The 26228-nt window shown below is 73.8% G+C and carries 23 protein-coding genes and 2 pseudogenes; 17 read left to right on the forward strand and 8 right to left on the reverse strand.

The genetic code is table 11. The features are described 5' to 3' along the window. Nucleotides 1-45 precede the first annotated feature (45 nt). On the reverse strand, nt 46-2046 hold the full coding sequence (locus tag ACZ5DS_RS21515; protein ID WP_468240868.1) for a GTP-binding protein: 2001 nt from the start codon (nt 2044-2046) through the stop codon (nt 46-48). 250 nt (nt 2047-2296) lie between these two features. Here ACZ5DS_RS21515 and ACZ5DS_RS21520 point away from each other — a divergent pair, with 250 nt between their 5' ends. The 7 genes from ACZ5DS_RS21520 to ACZ5DS_RS21550 all read left to right on the forward strand — a co-directional run bounded on the left by ACZ5DS_RS21520 (nt 2297) and on the right by ACZ5DS_RS21550 (nt 9843). Further along, entirely contained in the window at nt 2297-2779 is a 483-nt protein-coding gene (locus tag ACZ5DS_RS21520; RefSeq protein ID WP_468240871.1) for a (2Fe-2S)-binding protein, read from the forward strand. Beyond that, nucleotides 2776-5139, forward strand: coding sequence for a xanthine dehydrogenase family protein molybdopterin-binding subunit (locus ACZ5DS_RS21525; protein WP_468240873.1), 2364 nt, complete (start codon nt 2776-2778; stop codon nt 5137-5139). The genes ACZ5DS_RS21520 and ACZ5DS_RS21525 overlap by 4 nt, the downstream gene beginning before the upstream one ends. After that, complete coding sequence (locus ACZ5DS_RS21530) at nt 5136-5990, forward strand: FAD binding domain-containing protein (RefSeq protein ID WP_468240876.1); 855 nt, start codon at nt 5136-5138, stop codon at nt 5988-5990. Before ACZ5DS_RS21525 ends, ACZ5DS_RS21530 begins: the two co-directional genes overlap by 4 nt. A gap of 15 nt (nt 5991-6005) precedes the next feature. After that, a complete protein-coding gene (locus ACZ5DS_RS21535; RefSeq protein WP_468240879.1) occupies nt 6006-6881 on the forward strand; it encodes an AAA family ATPase in 876 nt (291 codons plus the stop codon). Nucleotides 6882-6955: 74 nt separating this feature from the next. Beyond that, nucleotides 6956-8092: a vWA domain-containing protein gene (locus ACZ5DS_RS21540; RefSeq protein ID WP_468240882.1), complete on the forward strand. Its 1137-nt coding sequence runs from the start codon at nt 6956-6958 to the stop codon at nt 8090-8092. After that, complete coding sequence (locus tag ACZ5DS_RS21545; RefSeq protein ID WP_468240885.1) at nt 8085-9191, forward strand: XdhC family protein; 1107 nt, start codon at nt 8085-8087, stop codon at nt 9189-9191. Before ACZ5DS_RS21540 ends, ACZ5DS_RS21545 begins: the two co-directional genes overlap by 8 nt. Nucleotides 9192-9207: 16 nt before the next feature. After that, nucleotides 9208-9843 (forward strand): SRPBCC family protein, encoded by a 636-nt coding sequence (locus ACZ5DS_RS21550; RefSeq protein WP_468240888.1) that lies wholly within the window; start codon nt 9208-9210, stop codon nt 9841-9843. Between the two features lie 19 nt (nt 9844-9862). On the opposite strand, the gene ACZ5DS_RS21555 is transcribed toward ACZ5DS_RS21550, so the two are convergent. Continuing rightward, complete coding sequence (locus tag ACZ5DS_RS21555; RefSeq protein ID WP_468240890.1) at nt 9863-10456, reverse strand: GNAT family N-acetyltransferase; 594 nt, start codon at nt 10454-10456, stop codon at nt 9863-9865. Nucleotides 10457-10478: 22 nt separating this feature from the next. Further along, nucleotides 10479-10979 carry a metallophosphoesterase family protein gene (locus ACZ5DS_RS21560; RefSeq protein WP_468240893.1) on the reverse strand — a complete coding sequence of 167 codons (501 nt, stop codon included), beginning with the start codon at nt 10977-10979 and terminating at the stop codon, nt 10479-10481. Between the two features lie 101 nt (nt 10980-11080). Between ACZ5DS_RS21560 and ACZ5DS_RS21565 the strand changes: the two genes are divergently transcribed. After that, nucleotides 11081-11518: a MarR family winged helix-turn-helix transcriptional regulator gene (locus ACZ5DS_RS21565; protein ID WP_468240895.1), complete on the forward strand. Its 438-nt coding sequence runs from the start codon at nt 11081-11083 to the stop codon at nt 11516-11518. A gap of 100 nt (nt 11519-11618) precedes the next feature. Beyond that, nucleotides 11619-12203 carry a hydrolase gene (locus ACZ5DS_RS21570; RefSeq protein ID WP_468240897.1) on the forward strand — a complete coding sequence of 195 codons (585 nt, stop codon included), beginning with the start codon at nt 11619-11621 and terminating at the stop codon, nt 12201-12203. A gap of 53 nt (nt 12204-12256) precedes the next feature. Here ACZ5DS_RS21570 and ACZ5DS_RS21575 read toward each other — a convergent pair. Continuing rightward, a pseudogene (locus tag ACZ5DS_RS21575) lies at nt 12257-12450 on the reverse strand (dTDP-glucose 4,6-dehydratase); the annotation flags it as partial. Between the two features lie 35 nt (nt 12451-12485). Here ACZ5DS_RS21575 and ACZ5DS_RS21580 point away from each other — a divergent pair. The 4 genes and pseudogenes from ACZ5DS_RS21580 to ctaF all read left to right on the forward strand — a co-directional run bounded on the left by ACZ5DS_RS21580 (nt 12486) and on the right by ctaF (nt 14925). Next, nucleotides 12486-12653, forward strand: coding sequence for a hypothetical protein (locus tag ACZ5DS_RS21580; RefSeq protein WP_468241304.1), 168 nt, complete (start codon nt 12486-12488; stop codon nt 12651-12653). Continuing rightward, nucleotides 12581-12730: pseudogene (locus ACZ5DS_RS21585) on the forward strand (dTDP-glucose 4,6-dehydratase); the annotation flags it as partial. The gene ACZ5DS_RS21580 and the pseudogene ACZ5DS_RS21585, both read left to right, overlap by 73 nt. A 150-nt stretch (nt 12731-12880) precedes the next feature. Continuing rightward, a complete protein-coding gene (gene ctaD / locus ACZ5DS_RS21590) occupies nt 12881-14545 on the forward strand; it encodes an aa3-type cytochrome oxidase subunit I (protein WP_468241276.1) in 1665 nt (554 codons plus the stop codon). Then, nucleotides 14542-14925, forward strand: a complete 384-nt coding sequence (gene ctaF / locus ACZ5DS_RS21595) for an aa3-type cytochrome oxidase subunit IV (protein ID WP_468240900.1) — start codon at nt 14542-14544, stop codon at nt 14923-14925. The genes ctaD and ctaF overlap by 4 nt, the downstream gene beginning before the upstream one ends. Here the strand turns inward: ctaF and qcrB are convergent. From qcrB to ACZ5DS_RS21610, 3 genes are all read right to left on the reverse strand, one after another. Continuing rightward, nucleotides 14861-16354, reverse strand: coding sequence for a cytochrome bc1 complex cytochrome b subunit (gene qcrB / locus ACZ5DS_RS21600; RefSeq protein ID WP_468240902.1), 1494 nt, complete (start codon nt 16352-16354; stop codon nt 14861-14863). The genes ctaF and qcrB overlap by 65 nt on opposite strands. Beyond that, a complete protein-coding gene (locus tag ACZ5DS_RS21605) occupies nt 16351-16623 on the reverse strand; it encodes a hypothetical protein (RefSeq protein ID WP_468240904.1) in 273 nt (90 codons plus the stop codon). Before ACZ5DS_RS21605 ends, qcrB begins: the two co-directional genes overlap by 4 nt. Before the next feature lie 81 nt (nt 16624-16704). Continuing rightward, nucleotides 16705-19152 (reverse strand): SpoIIE family protein phosphatase, encoded by a 2448-nt coding sequence (locus ACZ5DS_RS21610; RefSeq protein WP_468240907.1) that lies wholly within the window; start codon nt 19150-19152, stop codon nt 16705-16707. Nucleotides 19153-19356: 204 nt separating this feature from the next. On the opposite strand from ACZ5DS_RS21610, the gene lanKC reads away from it, so the two are divergent. The 4 genes from lanKC to ACZ5DS_RS21630 all read left to right on the forward strand — a co-directional run bounded on the left by lanKC (nt 19357) and on the right by ACZ5DS_RS21630 (nt 25635). Beyond that, on the forward strand, nt 19357-21993 hold the full coding sequence (lanKC, locus tag ACZ5DS_RS21615; RefSeq protein WP_468240909.1) for a class III lanthionine synthetase LanKC: 2637 nt from the start codon (nt 19357-19359) through the stop codon (nt 21991-21993). Nucleotides 21994-22041: 48 nt separating this feature from the next. Further along, nucleotides 22042-22155, forward strand: coding sequence for a SapB/AmfS family lanthipeptide (locus tag ACZ5DS_RS21620; protein ID WP_359072654.1), 114 nt, complete (start codon nt 22042-22044; stop codon nt 22153-22155). 97 nt (nt 22156-22252) lie between these two features. Beyond that, nucleotides 22253-23935, forward strand: a complete 1683-nt coding sequence (locus ACZ5DS_RS21625; RefSeq protein WP_468240912.1) for an ATP-binding cassette domain-containing protein — start codon at nt 22253-22255, stop codon at nt 23933-23935. Beyond that, complete coding sequence (locus ACZ5DS_RS21630) at nt 23932-25635, forward strand: ATP-binding cassette domain-containing protein (RefSeq protein ID WP_468240914.1); 1704 nt, start codon at nt 23932-23934, stop codon at nt 25633-25635. The genes ACZ5DS_RS21625 and ACZ5DS_RS21630 overlap by 4 nt, the downstream gene beginning before the upstream one ends. Here the strand turns inward: ACZ5DS_RS21630 and ACZ5DS_RS21635 are convergent, their stop codons facing one another. Next, nucleotides 25636-26157: a response regulator transcription factor gene (locus tag ACZ5DS_RS21635; RefSeq protein ID WP_468240916.1), complete on the reverse strand. Its 522-nt coding sequence runs from the start codon at nt 26155-26157 to the stop codon at nt 25636-25638. It abuts the gene before it with no gap. Between the last annotated feature and the right edge of the window lie 71 nt (nt 26158-26228).

A 26228-nucleotide genomic window follows, 5' to 3' on the forward strand; every position in this document is an offset into this window, starting at 1 on the left:
ACTACTGACTTGGAAGTAAGTTGACTCTCAGTCAGAACGTGCGCCTCAGTCGCCCACCCGGCGGGTCACGTTCAGCAGGTACTCCTTCCGGTTGAGCGGGTTGTGGTCGGTGCGCGGCCGCTCGGGCGACGGGCCCCGGGTGACCGGCGCGTAGTGGTCGAAGGCGGTCTCCAGCTCGCCCTCGCCCCGGGTCAGCCCCGGCAGCCGCTGCTCCAGTTCATGGACCCGGGCGGCGGGCACGGCACCCTCCAGGACACCGGCCGTGTCGTGCGCCCCGGTGGTCTCCGGGACCGCGCCCAGCCGGGCGAGCACCGGCAGCAGGGCGCCCAGCGTGTCCGCCGGGGCTTCGAGGCGGAAGCGGTGCATCGGCTCGTACACCAGCGTGCCCGCCCGGCGCAGCGCCTCGACCAGGACGAGCGGGGTCAGACCGCGGAAGTCGTAGCCGGTGCTCGACATGCTCTTGTCGAAGCCCTGGTGGGCGTGGCTCTGCCGGGGCGAGTAGCCGGAGTGGGTCATGGCGACCGTGCAGTCGGTGACCTGCCAGCCGTACAGCCCCTGGCCGAGCGACTCGCGGACGGTGTCCTCGACGGCTCTGAAGAAGGCGTACGGCATGGAGCCCAGCTCCACCTCCAGCCGGAACTGCACGCCGGACCCGGTCGGGGCGGGGTCGACGCGCAGGCCGACGGTCGCGAGGAAGGGATTGGGGTCCTTCTTGTTGAACTCCACGGCCTGCCCGGTGCCGACCGGCCGTTCGATGCACAGGGTGGTGGTCTCCCGGAAGGTGACGTCCAGGCCGTACTCGTCGGCGAGGGTGGCCTGGACGACCTCCTTCTGGACCTCGCCGTAGAGGGAGACGGAGGTCTCCTTGCGCAGCTCGTCGTGGCGGACGCCGATGAGCGGGTCCTGTTCGGCCAGCTGGGTGAGCGCGAGGTGCAGGGACCGCCGGTCCGTGCCGGGCCCCGGGACGACCACCGTCTCCAGGGTCGGCGGCGCGAAGTGGTGCTTGTACGCACGACCCGGCGCACCGAGGGCGTCGCCGATCCGAACGCCGCCGAAGCCCCACACCTTGGCGATCCGGCCGGACCCGACGGCGTCCTGCCGGACATCGGTGCCCCGGTCGAAGACGCTGAGCGCGGTGATCCTGCCCTCCGCAGACCCGGCCGTGCCCTCTGCGCCCTCCGTGCGGCCGTCCCCGAACGGGATACGGTCACGTACGCGCAGGGTGCCGGAGAAGATCCGTGCATAGGCGATCTTCTCCCCCGCCGGGCCCCGCTCGACCTTGAACACCGTGCCGGACAGCGGGCCGTCCGGGTCGCCGTCGGCGGTGGGCAGCAGGCGTTCGATGCCGGTGACCAGCTCGGCCACGCCGGCGCCGGTGATGGCGGACCCGAAGTAGACCGGGTGGACCAGGGCACGCCGGGTCTGGGCGGCGAGGGCGGTGCGGAGGCGGTCGTCGCAGACGCCTCCGGCGACGTAGGCGCGGAGCAGGTCGTCGTCATGGTCGGCGAGGGCGTCCAGGGCGGACGGGCCGAGTCCGGGAACGAAGCGGGCGTCCCGGGTACCGAGCCCGGCGGCCGCCCCCATGGGGACGAGCGGTACGGCCAGCCTGCGGGCCAGCTCGCGCAGCACGGCCTGCTCGCGGGCGCCCCGCCGGTCGATCTTGTTGACGAAGACGAGCGTGGGGATGCGCAGCCGGCGCAGGGTCCGCATCAGCACCCTGGTCTGCGCCTGGACGCCCTCGACGGCCGAGACGACCAGGACGGCGCCGTCCAGGACACCGAGGACCCGCTCCACCTCGGCGATGAAGTCCGGGTGACCGGGGGTGTCGATGAGGTTGACGGTCACCGAGTCCAGCGGGAACGACACGACCGCCGACTTGATGGTGATGCCGCGCTGCCGCTCCAGCGCGAGGGTGTCCGTCCGGGTGCTGCCTGCGTCGACGCTGCCGATCTCGTCGGTCACCCCGGCCGCGTGCAGCAGCCGTTCGGTCAGGCTGGTCTTACCGGCGTCGACATGCGCGAGAATTCCGAGATTGAGCAGATGCACTGAGCGTGATGTCCTTCGGCATGGGTGGGATTCCTTCCTGGGTGGACATGCACGCAGCGCGCATTGCTGGTCCTCTCTGGGTGACGTCGGGTCAGGAGCAGTGCAGCAGGGCCGCTCACCCGACAGCAATGGATTAATGTTCAACAAAGGCGCTGTCGCAGCGCTCGCCGCCTCCAGGGCGCGGCCATAGAGTGACGTACATCACGTCGATCTGGCTGATTTCGCTCCTGCCGCACGGTCTGGAGGGCATATGACCCACATCAAGGTGAACGTGGACGGCACGACCTACGAGGACGACGTGGAACCCCGTCTGCTGCTGGCCCACTACCTGCGCGACCGCCTCGGCCTGACCGGCACCCCGATCGGCTGCGACACCTCGAACTGCGGCGCGTGCACGGTCGACCTGGACGGGGCCACCGTCAAGAGCTGCTCGGTCCTGGCCGTCCAGGCGGACGGGGGCACGGTGACCACCGTCCAGGGGCTGGCCAAGGACGGCGAGTGGACGGCGCTGCAGCACGCGTTCCACGAGCGGCACGGTCTGCAGTGCGGCTACTGCACCCCCGGCATGATCATGGCCGCGCGCGATCTGCTGCGCGAGAACCCGCACCCCACCTCCGACGAGGTCCGGCAGGCCCTGGAGGGCACTCTCTGCCGGTGCACGGGCTACCAGAACATCGTCCGCGCGGTGCTCGCCGCCTCCGGGCAGCAGGTCGGCGAGGAGGTCACGGCATGACCGATCAGGCCGTCGCACACGAGGTCGGCCGCTCCCGGCTGCGCAAGGAGGACGCCCACCTGATCACGGGCCAGACCAACTGGACCGACAACATCCAGGTCGCCGGTCTGCTGCACCTGGCCGTCCTGCGCAGTCCGATGGCCCACGCCCGCGTCACCCGCGTCGACGTCTCCCCCGCCCTCGAACGCCCCGGTGTCGTCGCGGCGTTCAGCGGCGCCGACCTCGCCGGGGGGCTGGGCTCGCTGCCCTGTGCCTGGCCGGTCACCGAGGACATCGTGCTCCCCGAGCACCCGCCGATCGCCGTCGACGAGGTCCGCTACGCCGGTGACCCGGTGGCAGTGGTCGTAGCCCGCGACCGGTACGCGGCCGCCGACGCGCTGGAGGCGATCGAGATCGACTACGACCCGCTGCCGCCGGTGCTGGACCTGGAGGCCGCGCTGGCGGACGGCGCCCCGCTGGTCCACGCCGACAAGGGCACCAACCGCTGCTACACCTGGCCGCTCGCCACCGGCGAGAACTTCGAGACCGTCCGGCAGCGCGCCGAGGTCACGCTGAAGCGCCGCTACCACCAGCAGCGGCTGATCCCCAACGCCATCGAACCGCGCGCGGTCGTCGTCACCCCGCTCGCCGCCTCCGGCGAGTACACGGTCTACTCGGCGACCCAGGTCCCGCACATCCTGCGGGTCATGCTCGCGGTGGTCACCGGGATCCCCGAGCACAAGCTCCGCGTGATCGCCCCGGACGTGGGCGGCGGCTTCGGCTCCAAGCTCCAGGTGTACGGCGAGGAGGCCCTCACGCTCGCGGTCGCCCGCAGGCTCGGCCGTCCGGTGAAGTGGACCGAGTCCCGTTCCGAGGGCTACCTCGCGACCCACCACGGCCGCGGCATGATCCAGGACATCGAGGTCGCCGCGACCCGCGAGGGCAAGCTGCTGGGCCTGAAGGTGGACCTGCTCTCCGACATGGGCGCGTACCTGATGCTGGTCACCCCGGGCATCCCGCTCCTCGGCGCCTTCATGTACCCGGCGATCTACAAGATGGACGCCTACGAGTTCCACTGCACCGGCGTCTTCACCACCCGCACCCCCACCGACGCCTACCGCGGCGCCGGACGCCCGGAGGCCACGTTCGCCATCGAGCGGATCATGGACGAGCTGGCCGCCGAACTCGGCCTGGACCCGGTGGAGGTGCGACGCCGGAACTGGATCCGGCACGAGGAGTTCCCGTACACCTCGATCGCGGGGCTGACCTACGACAGCGGCAACTACGAGGCGGCCACCGAGAAGGCGCTCGCCCTGTTCGGGTACGACGACCTGCGCGCCGAGCAGCAGAAGCGCACCGAACGCGGTGACCCCGTGCGGCTCGGCATCGGCGTGTCGACGTACACCGAGATGTGCGGGCTCGCGCCGAGCCGGGTGCTGCGCGACCTGCGGTATGCGGCCGGCGGCTGGGAGGCGGCGACCATCCGGATGCTGCCCACCGGCAAGGTCGAGGTGGTCACCGGTACCAGCCCGCACGGGCAGGGCCACGAGACCTGCTGGAGCCAGATCGCGGCCGATGTGCTGGGCGTGCCGTTCGAGGACGTCGAGGTGGTGCACGGTGACACCAAGGCGGCCCCGCAGGGCATGGACACCTACGGCTCGCGGTCGCTGGCCGTCGGCGGTGAGGCCGTGCACCGGGCGGCGACGAAGGTGGTCGAGAAGGCACGGAAGGTCGCCGCGCATCTGCTGGAGGCGAGCGAGCAGGACCTGGAGTTCACGGACGGCGTGTTCTCCGTGAAGGGCTCCCCGGAGGCGCGCAAGAGCATCCAGGAGATCGCCTTCGAGACGTTCACCTCGCACGACCTGCCCGACGGCGTCGAGCCGTCCATCAACGCCGAGACGCTGGTCGACCCGGAGAACTTCTCCTTCCCGCACGGCACCCACCTGTGCGCGGTCGAGGTGGACACGGAGACCGGGCGGACGCGGATCAGGTCGTACGTCTGCGTGGACGACGTCGGCCGGGTCGTCAACCCGATGATCGTCGAGGGCCAGGTGCACGGCGGGCTCGCGCAGGGCATCGCGCAGGCGCTGTTCGAGGAGGCCGTGTACGACGACGAGGGCAACCTCGTCTCCGGCACCATGGCCGACTATCTCGTGCCGTCGGCGGCGGACCTGCCGGACTTCGTGACCGACCGGACGGAGACACCGGCGGCCTCGAACTCCATGGGGGTCAAGGGAGTCGGGGAGGCCGGGACGATCGCGTCGACGCCCGCCGTGGTCAACGCCGTGGTGGATGCGCTGCGGCCGCTGGGCGTGCACGACGTGCGGATGCCCTGTACGCCGGAGCGGGTGTGGCGCGCGGTGAAGGAGGCGTCGGCATGATTCCCCCGGCATTCGAGTACGCGCGTCCGGGCAGCGTCGACGAGGCGGTGCGCGTGCTCGCCGACGCGGGTGAGGAGGCGAAGGTGCTGGCCGGCGGGCAGAGCCTGCTGCCGCTGCTGCGGCTGCGGCTCGCCTTCCCGGAGCTGGTCGTGGACGTCGGGCGGATCCCGGAGCTGCGCGGGGTCCGCGAGGACGGCGACACGCTCGTGATCGGTGCCTTGACCACCCATCACGACGTCGTCCGTGACCCGCTGGTCCGACGGCACGCGGGCCTGCTCGCGGCCGCGACGGCCACGGTCGCCGACCCCGCCGTACGGCACCGGGGCACCCTCGGCGGCTCGCTCGCGCATGCGGACCCGGCCGGGGACCTGCCCGCGGTGGTGCTGGCCCTGGACGGCGAGATGGTCGCCGCGGGGCCGGGCGGACGGCGCACCATCCCGGCGCGCGAGTTCTTCCTCGACTACCTCACCTCCGCGCTGGCGCCCGACGAACTCCTGGTGGAGGTGCGGGTGCCGAAGACGGACGGCTGGGGCTTCCACTACGAGAAGTTCCACCGGGTCGCGCAGGCCTGGGCGATCGTCGGCGTGGCGGCGCTGGTGCGGCGCACCGACGGGCACATCGCCGAGGCGCGCATCGGGCTCACCAACATGGGCTCGACCCCGCTGCGGGCCACGGCCGCCGAGGAGGCGCTGTCCGGTGCCGGCGGTCCCGAGGCCGTGGCACGGGCCGCCGAGGCGGCGGCCGAGGGCACCCGGCCCTCGCAGGACCTGTCGGCCTCGCCCGAGTACCGGGAGCACCTCGCGCGGGTGCTGACCCGGCGGGCGGTGCTGACCGCCACCGGAATGGGGTGAGCGCCGATCACCCGGATGGACGACCCGGAACAGGTGCGGGCCCGCCTGGAGGAGACGGGGTACCTCGTCGACGACGGGCTGGCCGTCACCTGCTTCCTGGCACTGAGGCTGCACCGGCCGCTCTTCTGCGAGGGCGACGCGGGCGTGGGGAAGACCGCGCTCGCGTCCGCGCTGGCCGAGGCGCTCGGCGCACCGCTGATCCGCCTGCAGTGCCACGAGGGCATCGACGCCTCGCAGGCGCTGTACGACTGGGACTTCCCACGGCAGCTGCTGCACCTGAGGGCCGCGGAGGCGGCCGGCGTCCAGGATGCCGACCGGCTGGAGAGCGAGCTGTACGACCGGCGCTTCCTCATCGCCCGGCCGCTGCTGCAGGCCCTGCAGACGCAGCCGTCGGTGCTGCTGGTGGACGAGATCGACCGGGCGGACGACGAGTTCGAGGCGTTCCTGCTGGAGCTGCTGTCCGAGTACTCCGTCACGATCCCGGAACTCGGCACGCTGCGGGCCGAGGAGCCGCCGGTGGTCGTGCTGACCTCGAACCGGACCCGGGAGGTGCACGACGCGCTGAAACGGCGGTGTCTCTACCACTGGTTCGACCATCCCTCCTTCGCCCGCGAACTGGCCATCGTGCGCACCCGGTTGCCACAGGTGTCGCAACGGCTGGCCGAGCAGGTCACCGCCCTGGTGCAGGCGCTGCGCGGCGCGGACCTCCTCAAGCCGCCGGGCGTGGCCGAGACGATCGACTGGGCCGAGGCCCTGGACGCGCTGGGGGCGAGCGAGGTGGACGCGGAGCTGGCCGTGGCGACGCTGGGCTCGGTGCTGAAGTACCGGGAGGACGCGGACCGGGCGCGGGGGCTCGACCTCGCGGCGGTCCTGGCGGCGCGGGGGACGTGACCGTCATGAACGGATCGGGACGCAACGGGAACGGCCCCACGGGCCGACAGAGGGATACGGCAGAGGCGGACGCCGTGTTGCTCGGGTTCGTGCGGGCGCTGCGGGCTGCGGGGGTCGAGGCGAGCACCGAGCGGGCGTACGCCTTCCTGCGCGCCGTGGACGTGCTGCGGCCCGGTGTGCGGGCGGACGTGTACTGGGCGGGGCAGGCGACGCTGTGCGGCGGGCATGACGACCTGGAGCGGTACGAGCGCGTGTTCGCCGCGTACTTCGGGCCGTCGGGCGAGCCCGCCCGGCAGGTGGTGCGGCGCGCTCCTCCGCCCCGGCTGCGGCTCGTCGCGCGGGACGCTCCCGCCGGGAGCCGTGCCCCGGGCGGGAACGAGCAGCCGGGGCCGCCGACGGCCGCTCTCGCCAGTGCCGCCGAGGTGCTGCGGCACCGCGACGTCGGCGAGCTGGACGCCGTCGAGCGCGCCCATGTCCGCCGGCTGCTGGCCGCGTTCGCCCTGTCCGGGCAGACCCGGCGCTCGGCGCGGCGGCGGCCCGCCCGGCGCGGGGACGTCGACCCGCGGCGCACCGTACGGGAACTGCTGCGGCGCGGCGGGGAGCCGGCCCGGCTGCGGCGGCACGCGCGCGTGGACCGGCCCCGCCGGGTCGTACTGCTCGTGGACGTGAGCGGGTCGATGGCGCCGTACGCCGACGCGCTGCTGCGGTTCGCGCATGCCGCGGTGCGCAGGGGCCGTACGGAGGTGTTCACGATCGGCACCCGGCTGACCCGGGTGACCCGGGAACTCTCGCACCGCGACCCGGACCTGGCGATGGCTGCCCTGGCGGCGGCCGTGCCGGACTGGCGCGGCGGTACCCGCCTCGGCGAGCTGCTGCGCGAGTTCCTGAACCGCTGGGGCCGGCGCGGCATGGCGCGCGGCGCCGTCGTCGTGCTGCTCTCGGACGGCTGGGAACGCGGTGACCCGGAGCTCCTCGGTGCGCAGATGCGCCGCCTGCACGGGCTGGCGCACCGGGTGATCTGGGCCAATCCGCGCAAGGCCCGGCCCGGCTACGCGCCGCTGGCCGCCGGGATGGCGGCTGCCCTGCCCAGCGTGGACGCGTTCGTCGAGGGGCACAGCCTGGCGGCACTGGAGCGGCTGGCGGCGGTGGTGCGCGGGGCGGAGACCGACGGGGTCTTGGTGGTGCGCGGGAGAGGAGCGGAGCGTGCGTGAGATTCTGCCGGCGCTGGAGCGCTGGTACGCGGACCAGGTCCCGTTCGGTCTGGCCACGGTCGTCGCGGTCAGCCGCAGCGCGCCGCGCGGGCCCGGCGCCGCCATGGCGGTGGGGTCCGACGACGAGGTCGTGGGCAGTGTGTCGGGCGGCTGTGTGGAAGGAGCGGTGTTCGAGCTCGCGCAGGAGGTCGTGGCGAGCGGCGAGGCGCGGCTTGCGACCTTCGGGTACAGCGACGAGGACGCGTTCGCGGTGGGTCTCACCTGCGGCGGCGAGATCACCCTGCTGGTGCGGCCCGTGACGCCCGCGACCGACCCCGCGTTCGGGGAGGTCGCCGCCTCCGTCGCGGCGGGCGAGCCGGTGACCGTGGCCACGGTGGTCGACGGGCCCGCCCCGCGCGGGGCCACGCTGGCCGTGTGGCAGGGCACCGAGGCCGGCACGCTCGGCACGGCGGGGCTCGATGTCGCGGTCACCGCCGACGCGCGCGGCGAACTCGCCCTCGGCGCCTCGCTCCTGAGGCACTACGGGCCGCACGGGGAACGCCGTGAGGACGCGGTGACGGTGTTCCTGCAGTCGTTCGCGCCGCCGCCGCGCATGCTGGTCTTCGGCGCGATCGACTACGCGGCTGCGGTGGCCCGCATCGGCGACTTCCTCGGCTACCGGGTCACCGTGTGCGACGCCCGCCCGGTCTTCGCCACGCCCAAGCGCTTCCCGCCGGGCGTCGAGGTCGTCGTCGAATGGCCGCACCGCTACCTCGGGGGCACCGACACCGACGAGCGCACGGTGATCTGCGTCCTCACCCACGACCCGAAGTTCGACGTGCCGTTGCTCGAGGAGGCACTGCGCCGGCCGGCCGCCTACATCGGGGCCATGGGCAGCCGCCGTACCCACGACGAACGGCGCAAGCGGCTGACCGAGGCCGGACTCACCGAGACCGAGCTGTCCCGGCTGCGTTCGCCGCTCGGCCTCGACCTCGGCGCCCGTACGCCCGAGGAGGTCGCCGTGTCCGTCGCCGCCGAGATCATCGCCCTGCGCTGGGGCGGCAGCGGCGCGCCCCTGACCACGACCGCCGGGGCGATCCACCCGCCCGCCGCGCCCTGAGTGCGAGGAGGAAGTCATGGAGCTGCACCACGAGTTCACCGTCCCCGTCGCGGTCGACGACGCCTGGCGTGCGCTCCTCGACATCGAACGCGTCGCGCCCTGTCTGCCGGGCGCGGTGGTGGAGGAGTACGACGGCAGGACGGTGACCGGCTCGGTGAAGGTCAAGGTCGGCCCGGTCACCGTGGCCTACCGGGGCACCGCGGTCTTCGAGGAGCAGGACGAGGCGGCGCACCGGATGGTGCTCCTGGCGAACGGCCGGGAGACCCGGGGGCAGGGCACGGCCCGGGCGACGGTCACCGGCACCCTGAGCGAGCGCGACGGCGGTACGGCGGTGTCGGTGCGGACCGATCTGACGGTGACCGGGCGTCCGGCACAGTTCGGGCGCGGCGTGCTGGCGGAGGTGGGTGACCGGCTGGTGGGGCAGTTCTCGGCGTGCCTGGCGGAGCGGCTGGCCGCACGGCCCCCGCAGACCGCCGCGGAGCAACCCGAACCGCCCACCGACGAGGAGGCCGAGCCGCTCGACCTCCTGCGTGCGGCCGCGCTCCCGGTGGCCAAGCGGGCCGCCGGCGCGCTGGCGGCGGTCGCCGTGCTGGTGCTGGTCGCCGCGCGGGTACGACGGTGCAGGCGGGCCGGGGCGCCCCACCGCCGGTAGCCGTGGCCCCGAGCAGGGATCAGGCGTCCCCGGCGACGAGGGCGTGCAGATGCTCGTCGTGCCAGCCGTCGGCATGCAGCAGCGAGGAGCGCGTGGTGCCCTCGAAGGCGTATCCGGCCTTCTCCGCGACGCGGCAGGACGCCGGGTTGGCGACCGCGTGGCACAGCCGCAGACGGTGCAGGCCCAGGTCGTCCAGGGCCCACCGGCTGACCCGCCGGGCCGCCTCGACGACGATGCCGCCGCCGCGCGATTCGGGCAGCACCCAGTACATGATGTCGGCGCTGCCGCCGGCCAGGTCGACGGCGTGGAGTCCGGTGAGCCCGAGGGGCGGGCCGCCGGGCCGGGCGATGGCCCACACGGCGCCGGTCTCGGCCCGCCAGCGCTCGTGCATGCGCCCGATCCGGGCGCGGGCCTCGTCGCGGTCGGCGACGGAGAACAGGTTCCACTGCCGGATCGCCGGGTCCTGCCCGGCGGCGAGCAGCGCGTCGGCGTCGGTGTCGTCGATCCGCCAGGGCCGCAGCTCCAGACCGCCGGCCAGGTCGAGAACGGGCTGGCCGCGGTCGGCCAGGCTGCCTGCGGGTACGACGTCGGGTATGCCGTAGTCGGAGATCATCGCCGCATCGTGCCACAGGCCGCTACCGCTGGGGCAGCTCCCGCAGGGTGACGTCGGTGAGGGCTCCGTCGGCGAGGGTCGCCGTGAGGTAGGTGCAGTGCGGCCGGCGGCGGCGGTCGGTCGGGGAGCCGGGGTTGAGCAGCCGCAGCCCGCCGGGGGCGACGGTGTCCCAGGGGATGTGGCTGTGGCCGAAGACCAGCACGTCCAGGTCCGGGAATCGGGCGGCGCAGCGGGCCTCGCGGCCCTGTGCCGGTCCGGTCTCGTGCACCACGCCGAAGCGCAGGCCGCCCAGTTCGGCGTACGCCACCTCGGGGAGCCGGGCGCGCAGCTCGGGTCCGTCGTTGTTGCCGTACACGCCGATCAGCCGGCGGCTGCGGCTCTCCAGCAGGTCGAGGGTGGCGGTGTCGACCCAGTCGCCGGCGTGGAACACGACGTCCGCGTGCGGGAGTTCGGCGAGCAGTCGGTCCGGGAGCCGCTTGGCGCGCTTGGGGAGGTGGGTGTCGGACATCAGGAGCAGGCGCACGCCACCAGCCTATGCAGCGCAGGAGGCGCACCCGATATTCTTCAGGTAAAACTGAACAGTCTTGGCTGGACAGTCTTTCCTGGTGGTTCTAGGGTGACGGCATGGTTCAGATGTCCGACTCCGCCGCCCGCACGGCGCGCGACCTGCGCGTGGTGTTCAGCCGGCTGCGGCGCCGTATCCGCGAGGTCGCGCAGGACTCCGATCTGACCCCTTCGCAGGAGTCGGCGCTCTCCCTGGTCGGCAAGCACGGGGCGGCCACGGCCAGCGCCCTGGCCGCCGCGGAGGGGGTGCGGCCGCAGTCGATGGCGACCACGCTGGCCGCCCTGGAGCAGCACGGCCTGATCCGGCGTGCCCCGGACCCCGACGACGGCCGCCGCCAGCTGGTCACCCTCACCGAGAGCGGCCGGTCCCGCGTCGAGGGCAACAAGCAGCTGCGCGAGGAGTGGCTGGCCCGTGCCTTCGAGGACCGCTACACCGAGGAGGAGCGGCAGACGGTGCTGAAGGCGCTGGAGCTGCTGGAACGACTCTCGCAGCCGTGACCCGGTCAACCCGTCGATGTGCTCCGCGTTCCTCTTCGACCGATCAGTTCCTCTTCGACCGATCACTCGGCCGACCCACCCCGAAAGGCCTGATCCCCCCATGTCCGTCACCGCGCTCGACCCCCGTACCGCCCTCGTCGCGATCGACCTCCAGCAGGGCATCGTGGGCATGCCCACCCAGCCGCACGCCGCCACCGACGTGGTCGCCCGCACGGCACGGCTCGCCGAGGCTTTCCGGGCCCGGAACCTCCCCGTGGTCCTGGTCCGGGTCTCCTTCGCGCCCGACTGGGCGGACGCCGTCCCCGGCCGGACCGAGCAGCAGCCGCGCGGTCTGGCCTTCCCGGAGGGCTGGGACGTCCTCGTCGACGAGCTGCAGGGCCACCCCGGCGACATCCGTGTCACCAAGCACAACTGGAGCGCCTTCCACGGCACCGACCTCGACGTCCAGCTGCGCCGCCGAGGCATCACCCAGATCGTGCTGACCGGGATCGCCACCAGCATCGGCGTCGAGTCCACCGCCCGCGACGCCTACGCCCACGGCTACCACGTCACGCTCGCCACGGACGCCATGGCCGACAGCGTACCCGAGGCACACGCGGGCAGCGTCGAGCGGATCTTCCCACGGCTCGGCGAGAGCGGCACGACTGCGGAGATCCTGGAGCTGCTGGCCAAGACGCACGACTGACCCGCTGGTCCGGCCCCTGGCGCGGGCAGCCGTTCGCCCGCACCAGGGCCGGGTCACCCTGCGGGCAGTCGGCGCGAGCCCCGCTGCACCAGTGGCTCCCACCAGGCGCGGTTGTCGCGGTACCAGGCGACCGTTTCGGCGAGCCGGTGGTGAAGTCGCGGCGCGGGCGGCAGCCGAGTTCGTCGCGGGCCTTGCTCCATTCGACCGAGTAGCGCAGGTCGTGGCACGTCCGTTCATGAACCTCCTCGTCACCGGCGCCGCCGGGTTCATCGGCTCGACTTCGTGCACGGCGACATAGGCGACGCCGCCCTGGTCGACAAGCTGATGGCGGACGCCGACCAGGTGGTGCACTTCGCCGCCCCCACCGACGAGGTCTACGGGGCATCGACCTCGTGCGCACCCAGGGCCGGCCCGGTGAGGTCTACAACCTCGGCGGCGGCACCGAGCTGACCAACAGGGACCTGACCGGACTGCTCCTCGCGGCGTGCGGCGTCGACTGGGACCGGGTCGAGCACGTCCCGGACCGCAACCTTGCTGTGGGCTCCGAGGACGGGGCCGGAGCCTTGATCGGTCCCACCCTGACGGCGCTCGTCCGGATCCGAACGTCGCAGGGCGTGGCGTGGGCGGGCCTTCGCGGTACGGGGGTAGCGTCACCGGCGATGACGGAACTACCCGATATGCCGGACACCAGAGAGATCGTCGCGCGGTACACGGCTCCCGCTTCGCGGCCCGGCCGGGCCGTGCTGCGCTGGGTCTCCACGACCGACCACAAGGTGATCGGCCGGCTCTACATGGTCACAGCCTTCTGCTTCTTCCTGCTGGCCGGGCTGCTCGCGCTCGGTATGCGCGCCGAACTGGCCCGGCCGGGGCTGCAGTTCCTGAGCATGCAGGGCTACAACCAGTTCTTCACGATCCACGGCACGATCATGATGCTGCTGTTCGCGACGCCGATGTTCGCCGGGTTCACGAACGCCGTGATGCCGCTGCAGATCGGCGCGCCGGACGTGGCCTTCCCGCGGCTGAACGCGCTGTCGTACTGGATGTACCTGTTCGGCGGGCTGATGGTGGTGTCCGGGTTCCTGGTGCCGGGCGGCGCGGCCGCGTTCGGCTGGTTCGCGTACGCGCCGCTGAACAGCGCCTACTTCTCCCCGGGCGCGGGCGGTGACCTGTGGGTGATGGGGCTGGTGGTGGCCGGTGTGTCGACGACGCTGGGCGCGGTCAACTTCATCGCCACGATCCTGTGCCTGCGCGCGCCGGGCATGACGATGTTCCGGATGCCCATGTTCACCTGGAACGTGCTGTTCACCTCGATCCTGATCCTGCCCGCGTTCCCCGACCTCACCGCCGCGCTGCTGGCGCTGGAGTCGGACCGGAAGTTCGGCTCGCACGTCTTCGACGCGACGAACGGCGGCGCGCTGCTGTGGCAGCACCTGTTCTGGTTCTTCGGGCATCCAGAGGTGTACATCGTGGCGCTGCCGTTCTTCGGGATCATCTCGGAGATCATCCCGGTGTTCTCCCGCAAACCGCTGTTCGGCTATCTGCCGATGATCGGGGCGACGATCGCGATCACCATGCTGTCGGCGGTGGTGTGGGCGCACCACATGTTCGCGACGGGTGCGGTGCTGCTGCCGTTCTTCTCGATCATGTCGTTCCTGATCGCGGTGCCCACGGGCATCAAGTTCTTCGCCTGGATCGGGACGATGGTCCGCGGGTCCGTCTCGTTCGAGACGCCGATGCTATGGTCGCTGGGGTTCCTGGTGTCCTTCCTGCTGGGCGGGCTCAGCGGGGTGCTGATCGCCTCGCCGCCGCTGGACTTCCATCTGACCGACTCGTACTTCATCGTGGCGCATCTGCACTACGTGCTGTTCGGCACGGTGGTGTTCGCGATGTTCGCCGGGTTCTACTTCTGGTGGCCGAAGATCACCGGGAAGATGCTGGACGAGCGGCTCGGCAAGGTGCACTTCTGGCTGCTGTTCCCGGCGTTCCAGCTGACCTTCCTGGTACAGCACTGGCTCGGCGAGGAGGGGATGCCCCGCCGGTACGCGGACTATCTGCCCTCGGACGGTTTCACCCTGCTCAACACGCTGTCCTCGGCGGGGGCGTTCCTGCTCGGCGTCTCCACGCTGCCGTTCCTCTACAACGTCTGGCGCACGACCACCACGGCCGCGAAGGTCACCCGGGACGACCCGTGGGGGTGGGGCCGCGGACTGGAGTGGGCGACGTCCTGTCCCCCGCCGCGGCACAACTTCCTGGCGCTGCCCCGGGTGCGGTCGGAGTCGCCGGCCTTCGACCTGCACCATCCGGAGGTCGTGCGGATCGCCGAGGCGGAGGGACTGCGATGAAGGCCGAGGCGATGCTGTTCGGCGGGGTGGCGGTGTTCTTCGGCTCGTCGGCCGCGCTGTACGGCGTGTGGTCCCAGGACGACACGGGCACGACCGTGCTGGTCGTCGCGTTCGGGATGGCGGCGCTGGTCGCGTTCTTCTGTCTGATCCAGTACCGGCGCCGGGGGACGCGGGCCCAGGACCGCAAGGACGCGGAAGTGGCGGACGGCGCGGGGCCGGTGGCGTTCTTCCCGGACGAGAGTCTGTGGCCGGTCGTCACCGCGCTCGGGTTCGCGGTGGCGGCGACCGGTGTGGTCTACGGGCTGTGGCTGTTCCTCATCGGCCTGGGTGTTCTGGCCCGCGGTGTGTTCGGGATGGTCTTCCAGTACGTGGACCGGTGAGCGGCCTGCGCGGCGCGCCGGGCCGGAACGTCGCGACGGGCTCGTGGTCGCTGCCGTAGCCGCCGGTCAGGCTCTGGCGGATCTCGCCGGTGGACACGCCCGCGGCGAGCCGATCGCACTCGGCCGCGGCCAGCGCCCGGCACACCCAGCGGGTCAGCAGGAAGGCGAGGACGGGCGCCACGACGAGGGCGACGCGCAGCGCCCAGGTCAGCACGTTGACGGAGATGCGGAAGGTCTGGGCGATGATGTCGTTGCCGCCGGCCAGCAGCAGCACGGCGTAGAAGACGGTGCCCGCCACGCCGAGGCCGGTGCGGACGGGGCGTTCGCGCGGCCGGTCGCACAGGTGCTGCTCACGGTCCCGCTCCCCCGTCAGGCGCTGCTCCACGAACGGGTAGGCGTACAGCACGGTGAACAGCAGGCCGGGCAGGACGACGGCCGGGAGCAGCACGTTCCACATGAGGGTGTGTCCGACGAGGTTGGTCTCCCACGGCGGTACCAGCCGCAGCGCGCCCTCCAGGAAGCCGACGTACCAGTCGGGCTGGGAGCCGGTGGAGACCACGTCGGGGCGGTAGGGGCCGTAGTTCCAGATCGGGTTGATCTGCGCGAGGCCGGACAGCAGCACGAGCACGCCGGAGACGGCCAGGGCCAGCCCCGCGGTGAGGGCGGTGAAGTGCGGGAAGGCCGGCTTGCCGAGGGCGTTGCGGTTGCTGCGGCGAGGGCCGCGCCACTGGGTGTGCTTCAGGTGGAACACCAGGGTCAGATGCACCGTCACCAGGGCGATGAGCGCGCCCGGGAGCAGCAGGATGTGCATCGGGTAGAGGCGGGTGATGATGTCGTGGCCCGGGTACTGGCCGCCGAAGACGAAGAAGGCCACGTACGTCCCGACCACCGGCAGGGACAGCATGATGCCCTGGGCGATGCGCAGGCCGGTGCCGGAGAGCAGGTCGTCGGGGAGCGAGTAGCCGGCGAAGCCCTCGGCGAGCGCGAGGACGAACAGGGTGAGCCCGATCGCCCAGTTCAGCTCGCGAGGTCGGCGGAAGGCGCCGGTGAAGAAGATCCGCAGCATGTGCAGGCCGATGGCGGCGACGAACACGAGCGCGGCCCAGTGGTGGGCCTGCCGGATCAGCAGTCCGCCGCGCACGTCGAAGCTGATGCGCAGGGTGGAGTCGAAGGCCGCGGACATCGGCACGCCGCGCAGCGGCGCGTAGGAGCCGGCGTAGACGACCTCGCGCATCTCCGGCTGGAAGAAGAACGTCAGCCACACCCCGGTCACGATCAGCACGAGGAGGCTGTAGAGGGCGAGTTCGCCGAGCAGGAAGGACCAGTGCTCGGGGAACGCCTTGCGCAGCAGCCGCCCGCCCTCCAGGACGGGCAGCCGGGCGTCCGCCGCGTCCGCGAGCCGCTCGGCGCGGCGGCCGGCTCGGCTCACGTGTCCTCCTGCGCCGCCGCCCGCTCCACCTCGGCCTCCACCTCCGCGCGCGGCCGGCCCGTCTCCCGTGCGTACTCGCTCACCGCGGTCTGCAGATCGCGCGCCAGGTCCCGCCAGGCGCGCAGGGCCGTCTCGTAGGTGCCCGACTGGGCGCCCGTCATCCCCCGCTCGGCAGGCGGCCCGTACGTGTCGCGCAGTTCCTCGACCGTGCGCTGCGCCGCGTCGGCCGCGCGCTGCTTCTCCACGAGTTCCTCGAAGGTGTGTGCCACGGCAACCGACCCTAGGCACGGCGGTCGGGCGGGCCCTTCCGACCTGCCGGAGACGTCCTCGACCGGTACCCGAGTGGCGGGTCAGCCGTCGGGCACGACGTCGGCCCACACCTGTTTGCCGCCGCTGACCGGCACGGTCCCCCAGGCCGCCGAGACCGCCTCCACCAGCAGGATGCCGCGGCCTCCGGTGGCCTCCCAGCCGATGCTGGTGGGCTTGACCGGGCTGCGCGGCGAGGCGTCGGTGACGGCGAGCCGCAGCCGGTGGTTGACCAGGCTCATGTCGAGGCGGACCTGGCCGTCGGTGTGCACCAGGGCGTTGGTGACCAGCTCGGAGACGACCAGGAGGGCGGTGTCCATGGTGTCGGGCGTCACGCCCCAGGTGCGCAGCGTGCGCCGGGTGAAGCGGCGGGCGTGCCCGACGGCTTCGGGGACCCGCCACACGGTCCAGGTCTCGCGCAGCGGGAGTACGGCCATGCCGTCGTAGCGCATCAGCAGCAGGGCGACGTCGTCGCCGCGGTGGGCGCCGGTGAGCAGGGTGTCGGCGACGAGGCCGAGGTGTCCGGGGTCGCCGGCGGCCAGTTCCCGGGTGAGCCGCTCCAGCCCCACGTCGATGTCGGTGTCGGGGGACTCCACCAGGCCGTCGGTGGTGAGCGCGAGGACGGTGCCGGGCTGGAGCCGGAGCGGGGTCATCGGGAAGTCGGCCTGGCCGAGCACGCCGAGCGGCGGGCCGCCCTCGGCCCGGACGATCTCGGTGGAGCCGTCCGGGTGGCGCAGCACCGGCGGCAGATGACCGGCCCGCACGCACCAGGCGGTGCCCTCCTCCATGTCGATGTCGACGTAGGCGCAGGTCGCGAAGAGGTCGGTCTCCATCTCCAGCAGCAGCCGGTTGGCGTGCGCGACGACCACGTCCGGCGCGTGGCCCTCGGTCGCGTAGGCGCGCAGGGCGGTGCGCATCTGGCCCATCAGGGTGGCGGCGCCCGCGTTGTGGCCCTGGACGTCGCCGATGACGAGGGCCACGTGGTTGTCGGCGAGCGGGATGACGTCGTACCAGTCGCCGCCGACCTCGAGCCCCGCGGTGGTGGGCAGGTAGCGGGCGACGGCGACCGCACCGGGCAGCCGGGGCAGCCGGCGGGGCAGCAGGGTGCGCTGGAGCATGCCGACGAGTTCGTGCTCGGCGTCGAAGGCGTGGGCGCGCAGCAGGGCCTGCCCGGCGAGGCCCGCGCAGGCGGTGAGCAGGGCGCGCTCGTCGGGGCCGAAGTCGTGCGGGCGGTCCCAGCCGATCAGGCAGGCGCCGGCCATGTGGCCGCCCGCGGGCAGCGGCAGCACGGCGAGGCCGCCGGGGCCGACCTCGGCGAGGGCGGGCTCCAGCGGGGAGCCGGCGGGCCAGATGCGGGCGCGGCCCTCGCGCAGGGCGGCGGCGAGGGTCGGCATGGCGCGCACCGGCGCGTCCGGCCATTCGGTGCGCCACTCGGTGCGCCACACCTCGGGCCAGGCCTCGGGTTCGGGCGGGTCGAGGACGGTGACGACGAGGCGGTCGTTCTCCAGTTCGGCCAGGGCGATGCGGTCGGCGTGGAGGGGTTTGCGCAGGGCGGCGACGACGGCCTGGCCGACGTCCCTGACGGTTCCGGCCGTGGCGAGGGCGGCGGCCAGGCGCTGTACGCGGGCCACGTCGGTGACGTCGGAGCGCAGGGTGGAGGCGTCCGCGACGGTGCCGACGAGCCGGGCCGAGCGGCCCTCGCCGCCGGGCAGCAGCCGGCCGCGCAGCCGCAGCCACTTGGGCGGGCCGGAGGGCTGGAGGATGCGGAACTCCAACTCGCGGTCCCCGATGGACATGTGGTCGGCCTCGACCACCGACATCAGGGCGGGCAGGTCCTCGGGCACGGTGAGGCCGAGCAGCGTCTCCACCTTGCCGTCGAATGCCTCCCGCCCGATCCCGAAGAGGCGCAGGATCTCATCGCCCACCTCGACCCGGCCGGTGTCCATGGCCAGGCTGAACGCGTCGGCGGCCCGCTCGCCGGTGTCCGCGGCGCCGCCGGCCGGTGCGGGCACGGCGACGGCCCGGGCGATCAGCTCCAGGCAGGCGCGGTCGTCGGTGTCGAAGCCGCCGGGGTGCTCGGTGACGGCGAGCAGACAGCCGCTGCCGGCCGGGCCGAGCGGCAGCACGGCCAGGGAGAAGTCCGCCGACGGGGTCCGGCGTGCCTCCGGGAAGTCGGCGAGCTCGTCCGGGCCGAGCCAGCGGGGCTGCCGGGTGCGGTGGGCCTCGGCGAGCGGGGAGCCGCCCGCGGCCGGATAGCCGTCGCGCAGGCCGTACAGCGTGCGCGGCAGACCGGCCGACTCGGTCAGGCACAGCACCGAGGGGTCGTCGCCGGGCACGTAGACCCCCACGTACGCCGCCCCGGCGAACACGAGTGCCTGTTCGAGGACCCGGCGCAGTCGGTCGGGAGAGGCGGGCGCGGCGATGAGTGTTTCCAGGGCGGCTTCGGCACGCTCGGCTCTCGTTCTGCGCACCGCAGCACCCTCACTGGCCACTTGGCCATTACAGCGCGTACGAGCCGCGTGCGCAGCCCCTGTGAAGGCACCGCGCCCGGCCTGTGCAGGGTCCGCTCGAAAGCCGCCGAACACATCTTTACCCATGCGTTCCGCACGGGGATCTCGTGACAGTCGTGACTGTCCGCGACCGGCCACCTGCTGCGAGTGTCTACCGGGTCAACCGGAGGAGGGGGCGGGAGACGCATGGACAAGCGGTACGAGGTGTACGTGCTGGCCGACGGGCACTTCTACGACACGCCCGACCGGCTGTCGGCGGACGGGCGCGAGCCGGCGCCGCTGTTCACGACGGCGCGCCGCGCGGTCCCGGACGGCTGGCACGCGGCGCGCACCGGCGACTGGCTGGCGCTGACCCCGCTCGCCGAGGACGGCACGCCGCTGCCCTCGCCGGCCCAGGGCTGGAAGATCCACTCCTCGGCGACCGCGGCGAACGCGGAGTCGATCGCCCGGGCCGTGTGGGACTACTGCGTGCCGCGCCGCATCCCGTTCAAGTTCGTGCCGTCGCCGCATCTGCTGCACCTGCGCAACGCCAAGTACGCGGGCCGCGACACCAGCGGCAAGTTCGTCACCGTCTACCCCGTGGACGAGGAGCAGCTGCACCGGGTGCTGCGCGAGCTGGGCAGGCAGCTGGAGGGCTGCGCGGGGCCGTACATCCTGACCGACCTGCGCTGGCACGACGGTCCGCTCTACGTCCGCTACGGCGCCTTCGCGCGCCGGTACGTCGTCGACGAGCGCGGCTCGCCGGCCCTGGCGGTGGCCGACGGCGAGGGCCGGCTGGTCCCGGACCGGCGGGCGCCGTCCTTCCAGGTGCCGGAGTGGGTGACGCTGCCCGAGTTCCTGCGGCCGCACCTGGAGGCACGCCGGGCCACGACGGTGGGCGAACTGCCGTACCGCATCGAGAAGGCGCTGCACTTCTCCAACGGCGGCGGGGTGTACGTCGGCACGGACACCCGGGACGGGCGCCGGGTGGTGCTGAAGGAGGGGCGTCCGCACGCGGGGCTCGCCGCCGACGGGGCGGACGCCGTGGCCCGGCTGGAGCGGGAGAAGGCCGCGCTGGAGCGGGCCGCCGGAACGGGCGTGGTGCCCGAGGTACGGGACTGGTTCACGCTGGGCGACCACCGGTTCCTGGTGATGGACTTCCTCGAGGGCCGCCCCCTCAACTCGTTCTTCGCCGAACGGCATCCGCTGCTCACGTCCGACCCGGATCCGGCGAAGGTCGCCGCGTACACGGCGTGGGCGCTGCGCATCCACCGGGCGGTGGAGCGGGCGGTCGAGTCGGTGCACGCGCGCGGGCTGGTCTTCAACGACCTGCACGTCTTCAACGTCATGGTCGCCCCGGACGAGGAGACGGTGTACCTGATCGACTTCGAGGCGGCCGCCCCGGCCGAGGAGAACGGCCGGCAGACGGTGGCCCACCCCGGCTTCTTCGCCCCGCCGGACCGCCGCGGCAAGGACGTCGACCGGTATGCGCTGGCCTGTCTGCGCCTCGCCCTGTTCCTGCCCGTGACCACGCTGTTCGTGGTGGACCGCGGGAAGGCGGCCCACCTGGCGGAGGTGATCGCGGAGCAGTTCCCGGGCGTGCCGCGCGCCTTCCTGGACGAGGCGGTCGCCGAGATCACCCGGGATGCGGCGGGCGGACGGCCCCGTCCTACGTCCGCCCCTGTGGTGGTGCCGGGCGACTGGCCCTACAGCCGGGACTCCATGGTCAAGGCGATCCTCGCCGCCGCGACCCCGGAGCGCGACGACCGGCTCTTCCCCGGTGACATCGCCCAGTTCTCCGACGGCGGCGGCCTCGGGCTCGCGCACGGCGCGGCCGGGGTGCTGTACGCGCTGGCGGTCTCCGGCGCCGGCCGCTACGACGAGGGCGAACGCTGGCTGCTGGACCACACCGCCCCACCGCCGCCCGGCACCCCGCTCGGCCTGTACGACGGTCTCGCGGGCGTCGCTCTGGTCCTCGACCGGCTCGGCCACCGGCAGCGGGCGCTGGACCTGCTGGCCGGTGTCCTGCGGGAGAACTGGCGCAATCTCTCCTCCGACCTGCACGGCGGTCTCGCCGGACTCGGCCTGGTCTTCGGCCACTTGGCAGCCGTGACCGGCGAGCCGGCGCTGCGCGACCGTGCCGCCGAGGCCGCCGAGATCCTTCTGCGACGCCTCGCCGAACCGGTCCCGGACCCGCCCCGGCGGCGGGCCGGCCTGCTGCGGGGCGCGAGCGGGCCCGCGCTGTTCCTGCTCCGGCGGTACGAGGAGACCGGTGAGGAGCGGTTCCTGGCGGCGGCGGCCGAGGCGCTCCGGCGTGACCTGGCCGCTTGCGTCGTCCAGCAGGGCGGCGGCCTGGAGGTGGACGAGGGCTGGCGGACGCTGCCGTACCTCGGTGACGGGAGCGTGGGGATCGGGCTGGTCCTCGACGACTACCTGGCGCAGGCGGGCGAAAGCGGCGGCCGGGAGTCGGTGGCCGATGCCGCCGAGGAGTTCGAGCGGGCCCGGGCCGGCATCCTGACCGCCGCCACCTCCCGTTTCTACGCACAGCCCGGTCTCTTCCAGGGCCGCGCCGGCATGGTGCTGCACCTCGCCCGCAGCACCGCGCCGGGCGCCGGCCGGGAGCGGCTCGAGCAGCAGATCGCGGGGCTCGGCTGGTTCGCGATGGCCTACCAGGGCCAACTCGCCTTCCCCGGGCACCAGATGATGCGGCTCTCCATGGACCTCGCCACCGGCACGGCCGGCTGCCTGCTCGCACTCGCGGCCGCCCGCGACGCCGAGCGCACCGCGCACCTGCCGTTCCTTCCGCCGCCACCGGCGGCCCCCACACGCGGCTCCGCAACCTGACGGAGTCGTGACACAACCCCGTCCCCGAAGAAGGGAAAGGACACGATCATGGCACTTCTCGACCTCCAGACCCTGGAGTCCGACGAGCTGTCCCACACCGGCGCGAGCACGGTGAGCCTGCTCTCCTGCGTCTCGGCGGCGAGCGTTCTGCTCTGTCTCTGACCGGGCCGGTGAGTCCACGGCTCCGGGCAGCCCTCTCCCCCGTTCGGGAAGGGCTGCCCGGAGCCTTCCCGTCCGTTCCGACGCGAGGCCGTACCCGATGACGACTCGTCCCGAGGCCCCCGATCGTCTGCCGCGCGCCGCACTCCGGCACGCCGGCGCGTGCTGTGCCGCCCTGTGGGCCGTGAGTACGGCCGCCACGGCCGCCGCACTGCTGCTGCCCGCCGCGCTCGGCCGGACCCTCGACCTCCTGCTCGCCCACGCTCCGGCGGCCCGCTGGGTGGCCTGCTGCGCGGGCCTGGTGCTGCTGCTCGCCGTGCTGGACGGGTGTGCGGGCGTGCTCACGGGCACGGTCGACGCCCGGTCCACCGCGTGGCTGCGCGGCCGGGTCGCCGGGCATGTGCTGGCCCTCGGACCGCGCGCGGGTGCCCGGTTCGGCGCCGGAGACCTGGTGGCGCGGCTGGTCGGCAGCGCCGCGCAGGCCGGGACGGCGCCGGGCGCGCTGGCCGCGCTGGCCGCCGCGCTCGCCGGGCCGGTCGGGGGCGTGGTGGCCCTCGGCCTGATCGACCCGTGGCTGGCGGCCGTGTTCCTCGCCGGCGCACCGGTGCTGGCGCTCCTGCTGCGCGCCTTCGCCCGGGACACGTCGGCGTGCGTGGCCGACTACCAGCGGGTGCAGGGGCGGATGGCGGCCGCTCTCGCGGAGGCGGTCGGCGGCTTCCGCACGATCCGGGCCGCGGGCGCCGAGGAGCGGGAGACGGCCCGGATCCTCGCGCCGCTGCCCGAGCTGTCCCGCGCCGGGCACCGCATGTGGCGGGTGCAGGGGCGGGCGGCCGCGCAGGCGGTCACCGTGGCGCCGCTGCTGAACCTGGGCGTGGTCGCCGTGGCCGGGCTGCTGCTCGCCCGGCACCGCCTGTCCGTGGGCGAGCTGCTGGCCGCCTCCCGGTACGCCGTCCTCGCCACGGGAGTCGGTGTGCTGGTGGGCCGGCTGGCCGCGCTCTCCCGGGCCCGCGCGGCGACCGGGCGGCTGGCCGAGGTGCTGGCCGAACCGGCGCCCGGGTACGGCACCCGAGGGCTGCCGGGCGGCTCCGGCACGCTGGAGCTGCGCGGTGTGACGGCCCGGCGGGGCGGGCGCACGGTCCTGGCCGGCGTCGACCTGGTCGTCCCCGGCGGCACGACCCTCGCCGTGGTCGGCCGCTCCGGCACGGGCAAGTCCCTGCTGGCCGAACTGGCCGGCCGACTCGCCGACCCGGACACGGGCGAGGTCCTCCTCGACGGGGTTCCGCTGCCCGCCCTGACCCACTGCGAGCTGCGCCGCTCGGTCTCCTACGCCTTCGAGCGCCCCGCCCTGCTCGGCACGACCATCGAGGACACCATCGCGTTCGGGCTCGCCCCGCCCTCCCCCGCCCGGATCCGGGCGGCCGCGCGCCGGGCCCGCGCCGACGGCTTCGTCCGCCGCCTGCCCGACGGCTACGCCACCCGCTGCGCCGACGCGCCCCGCTCCGGCGGCGAGTCCCAGCGCCTGGGCCTCGCCCGCGCCTTCGCCCACGGCGGCCGCCTGCTGATCCTCGACGACGCCCTCTCCAGCCTCGACACGGTCACCGAGCACGAGATCACCGAGTCCCTGCTGGGCCCGGGTCCGACCCGTCTGCTGATCGCCCACCGTATGGCCACGGCGGCCCGCGCCGACGCGGTCGCCTGGCTGGACGGGGGCCGGGTCCGGGCCGTGGGCCCGCACACCGAGCTGTGGCGGGACGCGGAGTACCGGGCGGTGTTCGGGGCATGAGGGCGCGGACACGGGTTCTGGAGTCGGTGCGGGCGCGCCGGCGGGTGCTGGTCCGGCTCGGTCTGTGGTCCGTCCTGGAGGCCGGGCAGACCTTCCTGCTCGGCCACGCGCTGGCGCGGGCCCTGGATGCCGGGTTCCTGGCCGGGAACACGCGGGTCGGCCTGCTGTGGCTCGGGGCGGCCGGGCTCGCGGTGGGCGCCGGGGCGTTCGCGACCGGGCGGGTGTACGGGGTGGTCGCCGCGCTGGTGGAGCCGGTCCGGGACCGGCTGGTGGAGACGGTGGTCGGGCGGGGGGTGCGGGAGGCGGACGCAGGGTCGCTGTCCGGGCTCACCCAGCAGGTGGAGATGGCCCGGGACACGCTCGCCGGGCTGGTGCTGGTCTCCCGTTCGTTCCTGTTCACCGCCGCCGGTGCGCTGATCGGCCTGTTCTCGCTGGCCCCGGTGCTGCTGACGGTCGTCGTGCCTCCGCTGCTGGCCGGGACGTGCCTGTTCGCGGCGACCCTGCGGCCACTGGCCCGCCGCCAGGAGGCCTTCCTCTCCGCCGACGAGGCGCTGGCCGAGACCCTGGGCACGGTGTGCCCGGGACTGCGGGATGTGACGGCTGCCGGTGCCGAGGCACGGGTGGCGGCCGGCATCGCGGAGTCGGTCGACGCGGAACAGCGGGCAGCCCGCGCCCTGGCCCGCTGGAGCCTGGCCCGGGTGGCCGCCCTGGCGGTGGGCGGCGAGCTGCCCGTGGTCCTGCTGCTCGCCACCGCGCCCTGGCTGCTGGGTCACGGTGTCACCCCGGGCGCGCTGGTCGGCGCGCTCGCCTACGTCACCCAGTCCCTGCTCCCCGCCCTCCAGAACCTGGTCCACGGCCTCGGCACCAGCGGCTCCCGCCTCGTGGTCGTGCTGCGCCGCCTGGCCCCGCCGACGGACTCGGGGGCACCACTCGAGTCGCACCGGGTACCGGCGCCCCGGCCCACGCCCGGCGCCCCCGCCCTCGTCCTCGGCTCCGTCACCTTCGCCTACGGCCCCGCGAGCGCACCCGTGCTCGACGGGCTCGACCTCGCCGTCCCCGCGGGCGGGCACCTGGCCGTCGTAGGGCCGAGCGGAATCGGCAAGTCGACGCTCGCGGGGCTGGCCGCCGGGCTGCTGGAGCCTCGGGAAGGGGCGATCAGGGTGTACGGGCACGGCGTGCCGGGGCCGGAGGCGGCCGCGTTGCGCGTGCTGATCCCGCAGGAGGCGTACGTCCACGGCGGGACCCTGGCCGAGAACCTGGGCCTCCTCCGGCGGGACCCGGTGCCGGAGGCGGAACTGCTGGCCGCGGCCGAGGCGGTCGGACTGACCCCGCTGCTGCGGGCGCTCGGCGGGCCCGGAGGCAGGGTCGACCCGGTGGCGCTGTCGGCCGGGGAGCGGCAGCTGATCGCGCTGACCCGGGCCTATCTCTCACCCGCCCCGCTCGCCCTGCTCGACGAGGCGACCTGCCATCTGGATCCGGAGGCGGAGGCCCGTGCCGAGCGGGCGTTCGCGGCACGCCCGGGCGGCACACTCGTGGTCGTCGCGCACCGCATCAGTTCCGCGCGCCGCGCCGGCCGCGTCCTGGTGATGGACGGCCCGCGCACCGCCTGCGGCACCCACGACGAGCTGCTGCGGACCTCGGCTCTGTACCGGGAGCTGGTCGGCGGCTGGAGCGCACAGGCCGCCGCGCCGGTGCGGTGATCACACCCAGCCCTCGCCGCGCGAGATCCGGATCGCGTCGACGCGGTTGCGCGCCCCGGTCTTGCGGGTGATCGCCGCCATGTAGTTGCGCACGGTGCCGTGGGACAGGTGCAGGCTTCCGGCGATCTCCGCGATCGACGCCCCGCCGGCCGCCAGGGACAGCACGGTCAGCTCGCGTCTCGTCAGCGGCATCTCCGCCGCCTTGAGGAATCCGAAGCCCAGCGAGTCATCGATGAAACGTTCCCTCTGCGCGACGCTGCGGATCGCCCGCACCAGCCGGTCCGGTGAGCCCGCCTTGTCGACGAAGCCGAGCGCACCCGCCTCGGCCGCCCGCTTCAGCGCTCCCGGCTGGTTCGCACCCGCAAGGACCACGAGCGCCGGCGGCCGGCCGGTGCCCGGCGGGCACAGCTCGCCGAGCGGCGGCACCCCGTGGCCGTCGGCCCAGTCCAGGTCCGCCGCGCACACGTCCGGGCACCAGGACCGGGGGGGGGGGGGGGGGGGGGGGGGGGGGGGGGGCTGCACCCGCCCACCGGTCTCCGGCCGCCCGCTGCTCGCCCGGCACGACCCTGACCGCCACCCCGCGTTACCCCCAC

This window comes from Streptomyces sp. NPDC031100, from assembly GCF_055570785.1.

Coding starts and splice junctions, on each gene's coding strand:
- ctaF (WP_468240900.1), top strand. CDS start 14,542: ATGAAGGCCGAGGCGATGCTGTTCGGCGGGGTGGCGGTGTTCTTCGGC.
- ctaD (WP_468241276.1), top strand. CDS start 12,881: ATGCCGGACACCAGAGAGATCGTCGCGCGGTACACGGCTCCCGCTTCG.
- ACZ5DS_RS21535 (WP_468240879.1), top strand. CDS start 6,006: ATGGACGACCCGGAACAGGTGCGGGCCCGCCTGGAGGAGACGGGGTAC.
- lanKC (WP_468240909.1), top strand. CDS start 19,357: ATGGACAAGCGGTACGAGGTGTACGTGCTGGCCGACGGGCACTTCTAC.
- ACZ5DS_RS21570 (WP_468240897.1), top strand. CDS start 11,619: ATGTCCGTCACCGCGCTCGACCCCCGTACCGCCCTCGTCGCGATCGAC.
- ACZ5DS_RS21565 (WP_468240895.1), top strand. CDS start 11,081: ATGGTTCAGATGTCCGACTCCGCCGCCCGCACGGCGCGCGACCTGCGC.
- ACZ5DS_RS21520 (WP_468240871.1), top strand. CDS start 2,297: ATGACCCACATCAAGGTGAACGTGGACGGCACGACCTACGAGGACGAC.
- ACZ5DS_RS21530 (WP_468240876.1), top strand. CDS start 5,136: ATGATTCCCCCGGCATTCGAGTACGCGCGTCCGGGCAGCGTCGACGAG.
- ACZ5DS_RS21550 (WP_468240888.1), top strand. CDS start 9,208: ATGGAGCTGCACCACGAGTTCACCGTCCCCGTCGCGGTCGACGACGCC.
- ACZ5DS_RS21630 (WP_468240914.1), top strand. CDS start 23,932: ATGAGGGCGCGGACACGGGTTCTGGAGTCGGTGCGGGCGCGCCGGCGG.
- ACZ5DS_RS21525 (WP_468240873.1), top strand. CDS start 2,776: ATGACCGATCAGGCCGTCGCACACGAGGTCGGCCGCTCCCGGCTGCGC.
- ACZ5DS_RS21620 (WP_359072654.1), top strand. CDS start 22,042: ATGGCACTTCTCGACCTCCAGACCCTGGAGTCCGACGAGCTGTCCCAC.
- ACZ5DS_RS21625 (WP_468240912.1), top strand. CDS start 22,253: ATGACGACTCGTCCCGAGGCCCCCGATCGTCTGCCGCGCGCCGCACTC.
- ACZ5DS_RS21555 (WP_468240890.1), bottom strand. CDS start 10,456: ATGATCTCCGACTACGGCATACCCGACGTCGTACCCGCAGGCAGCCTG.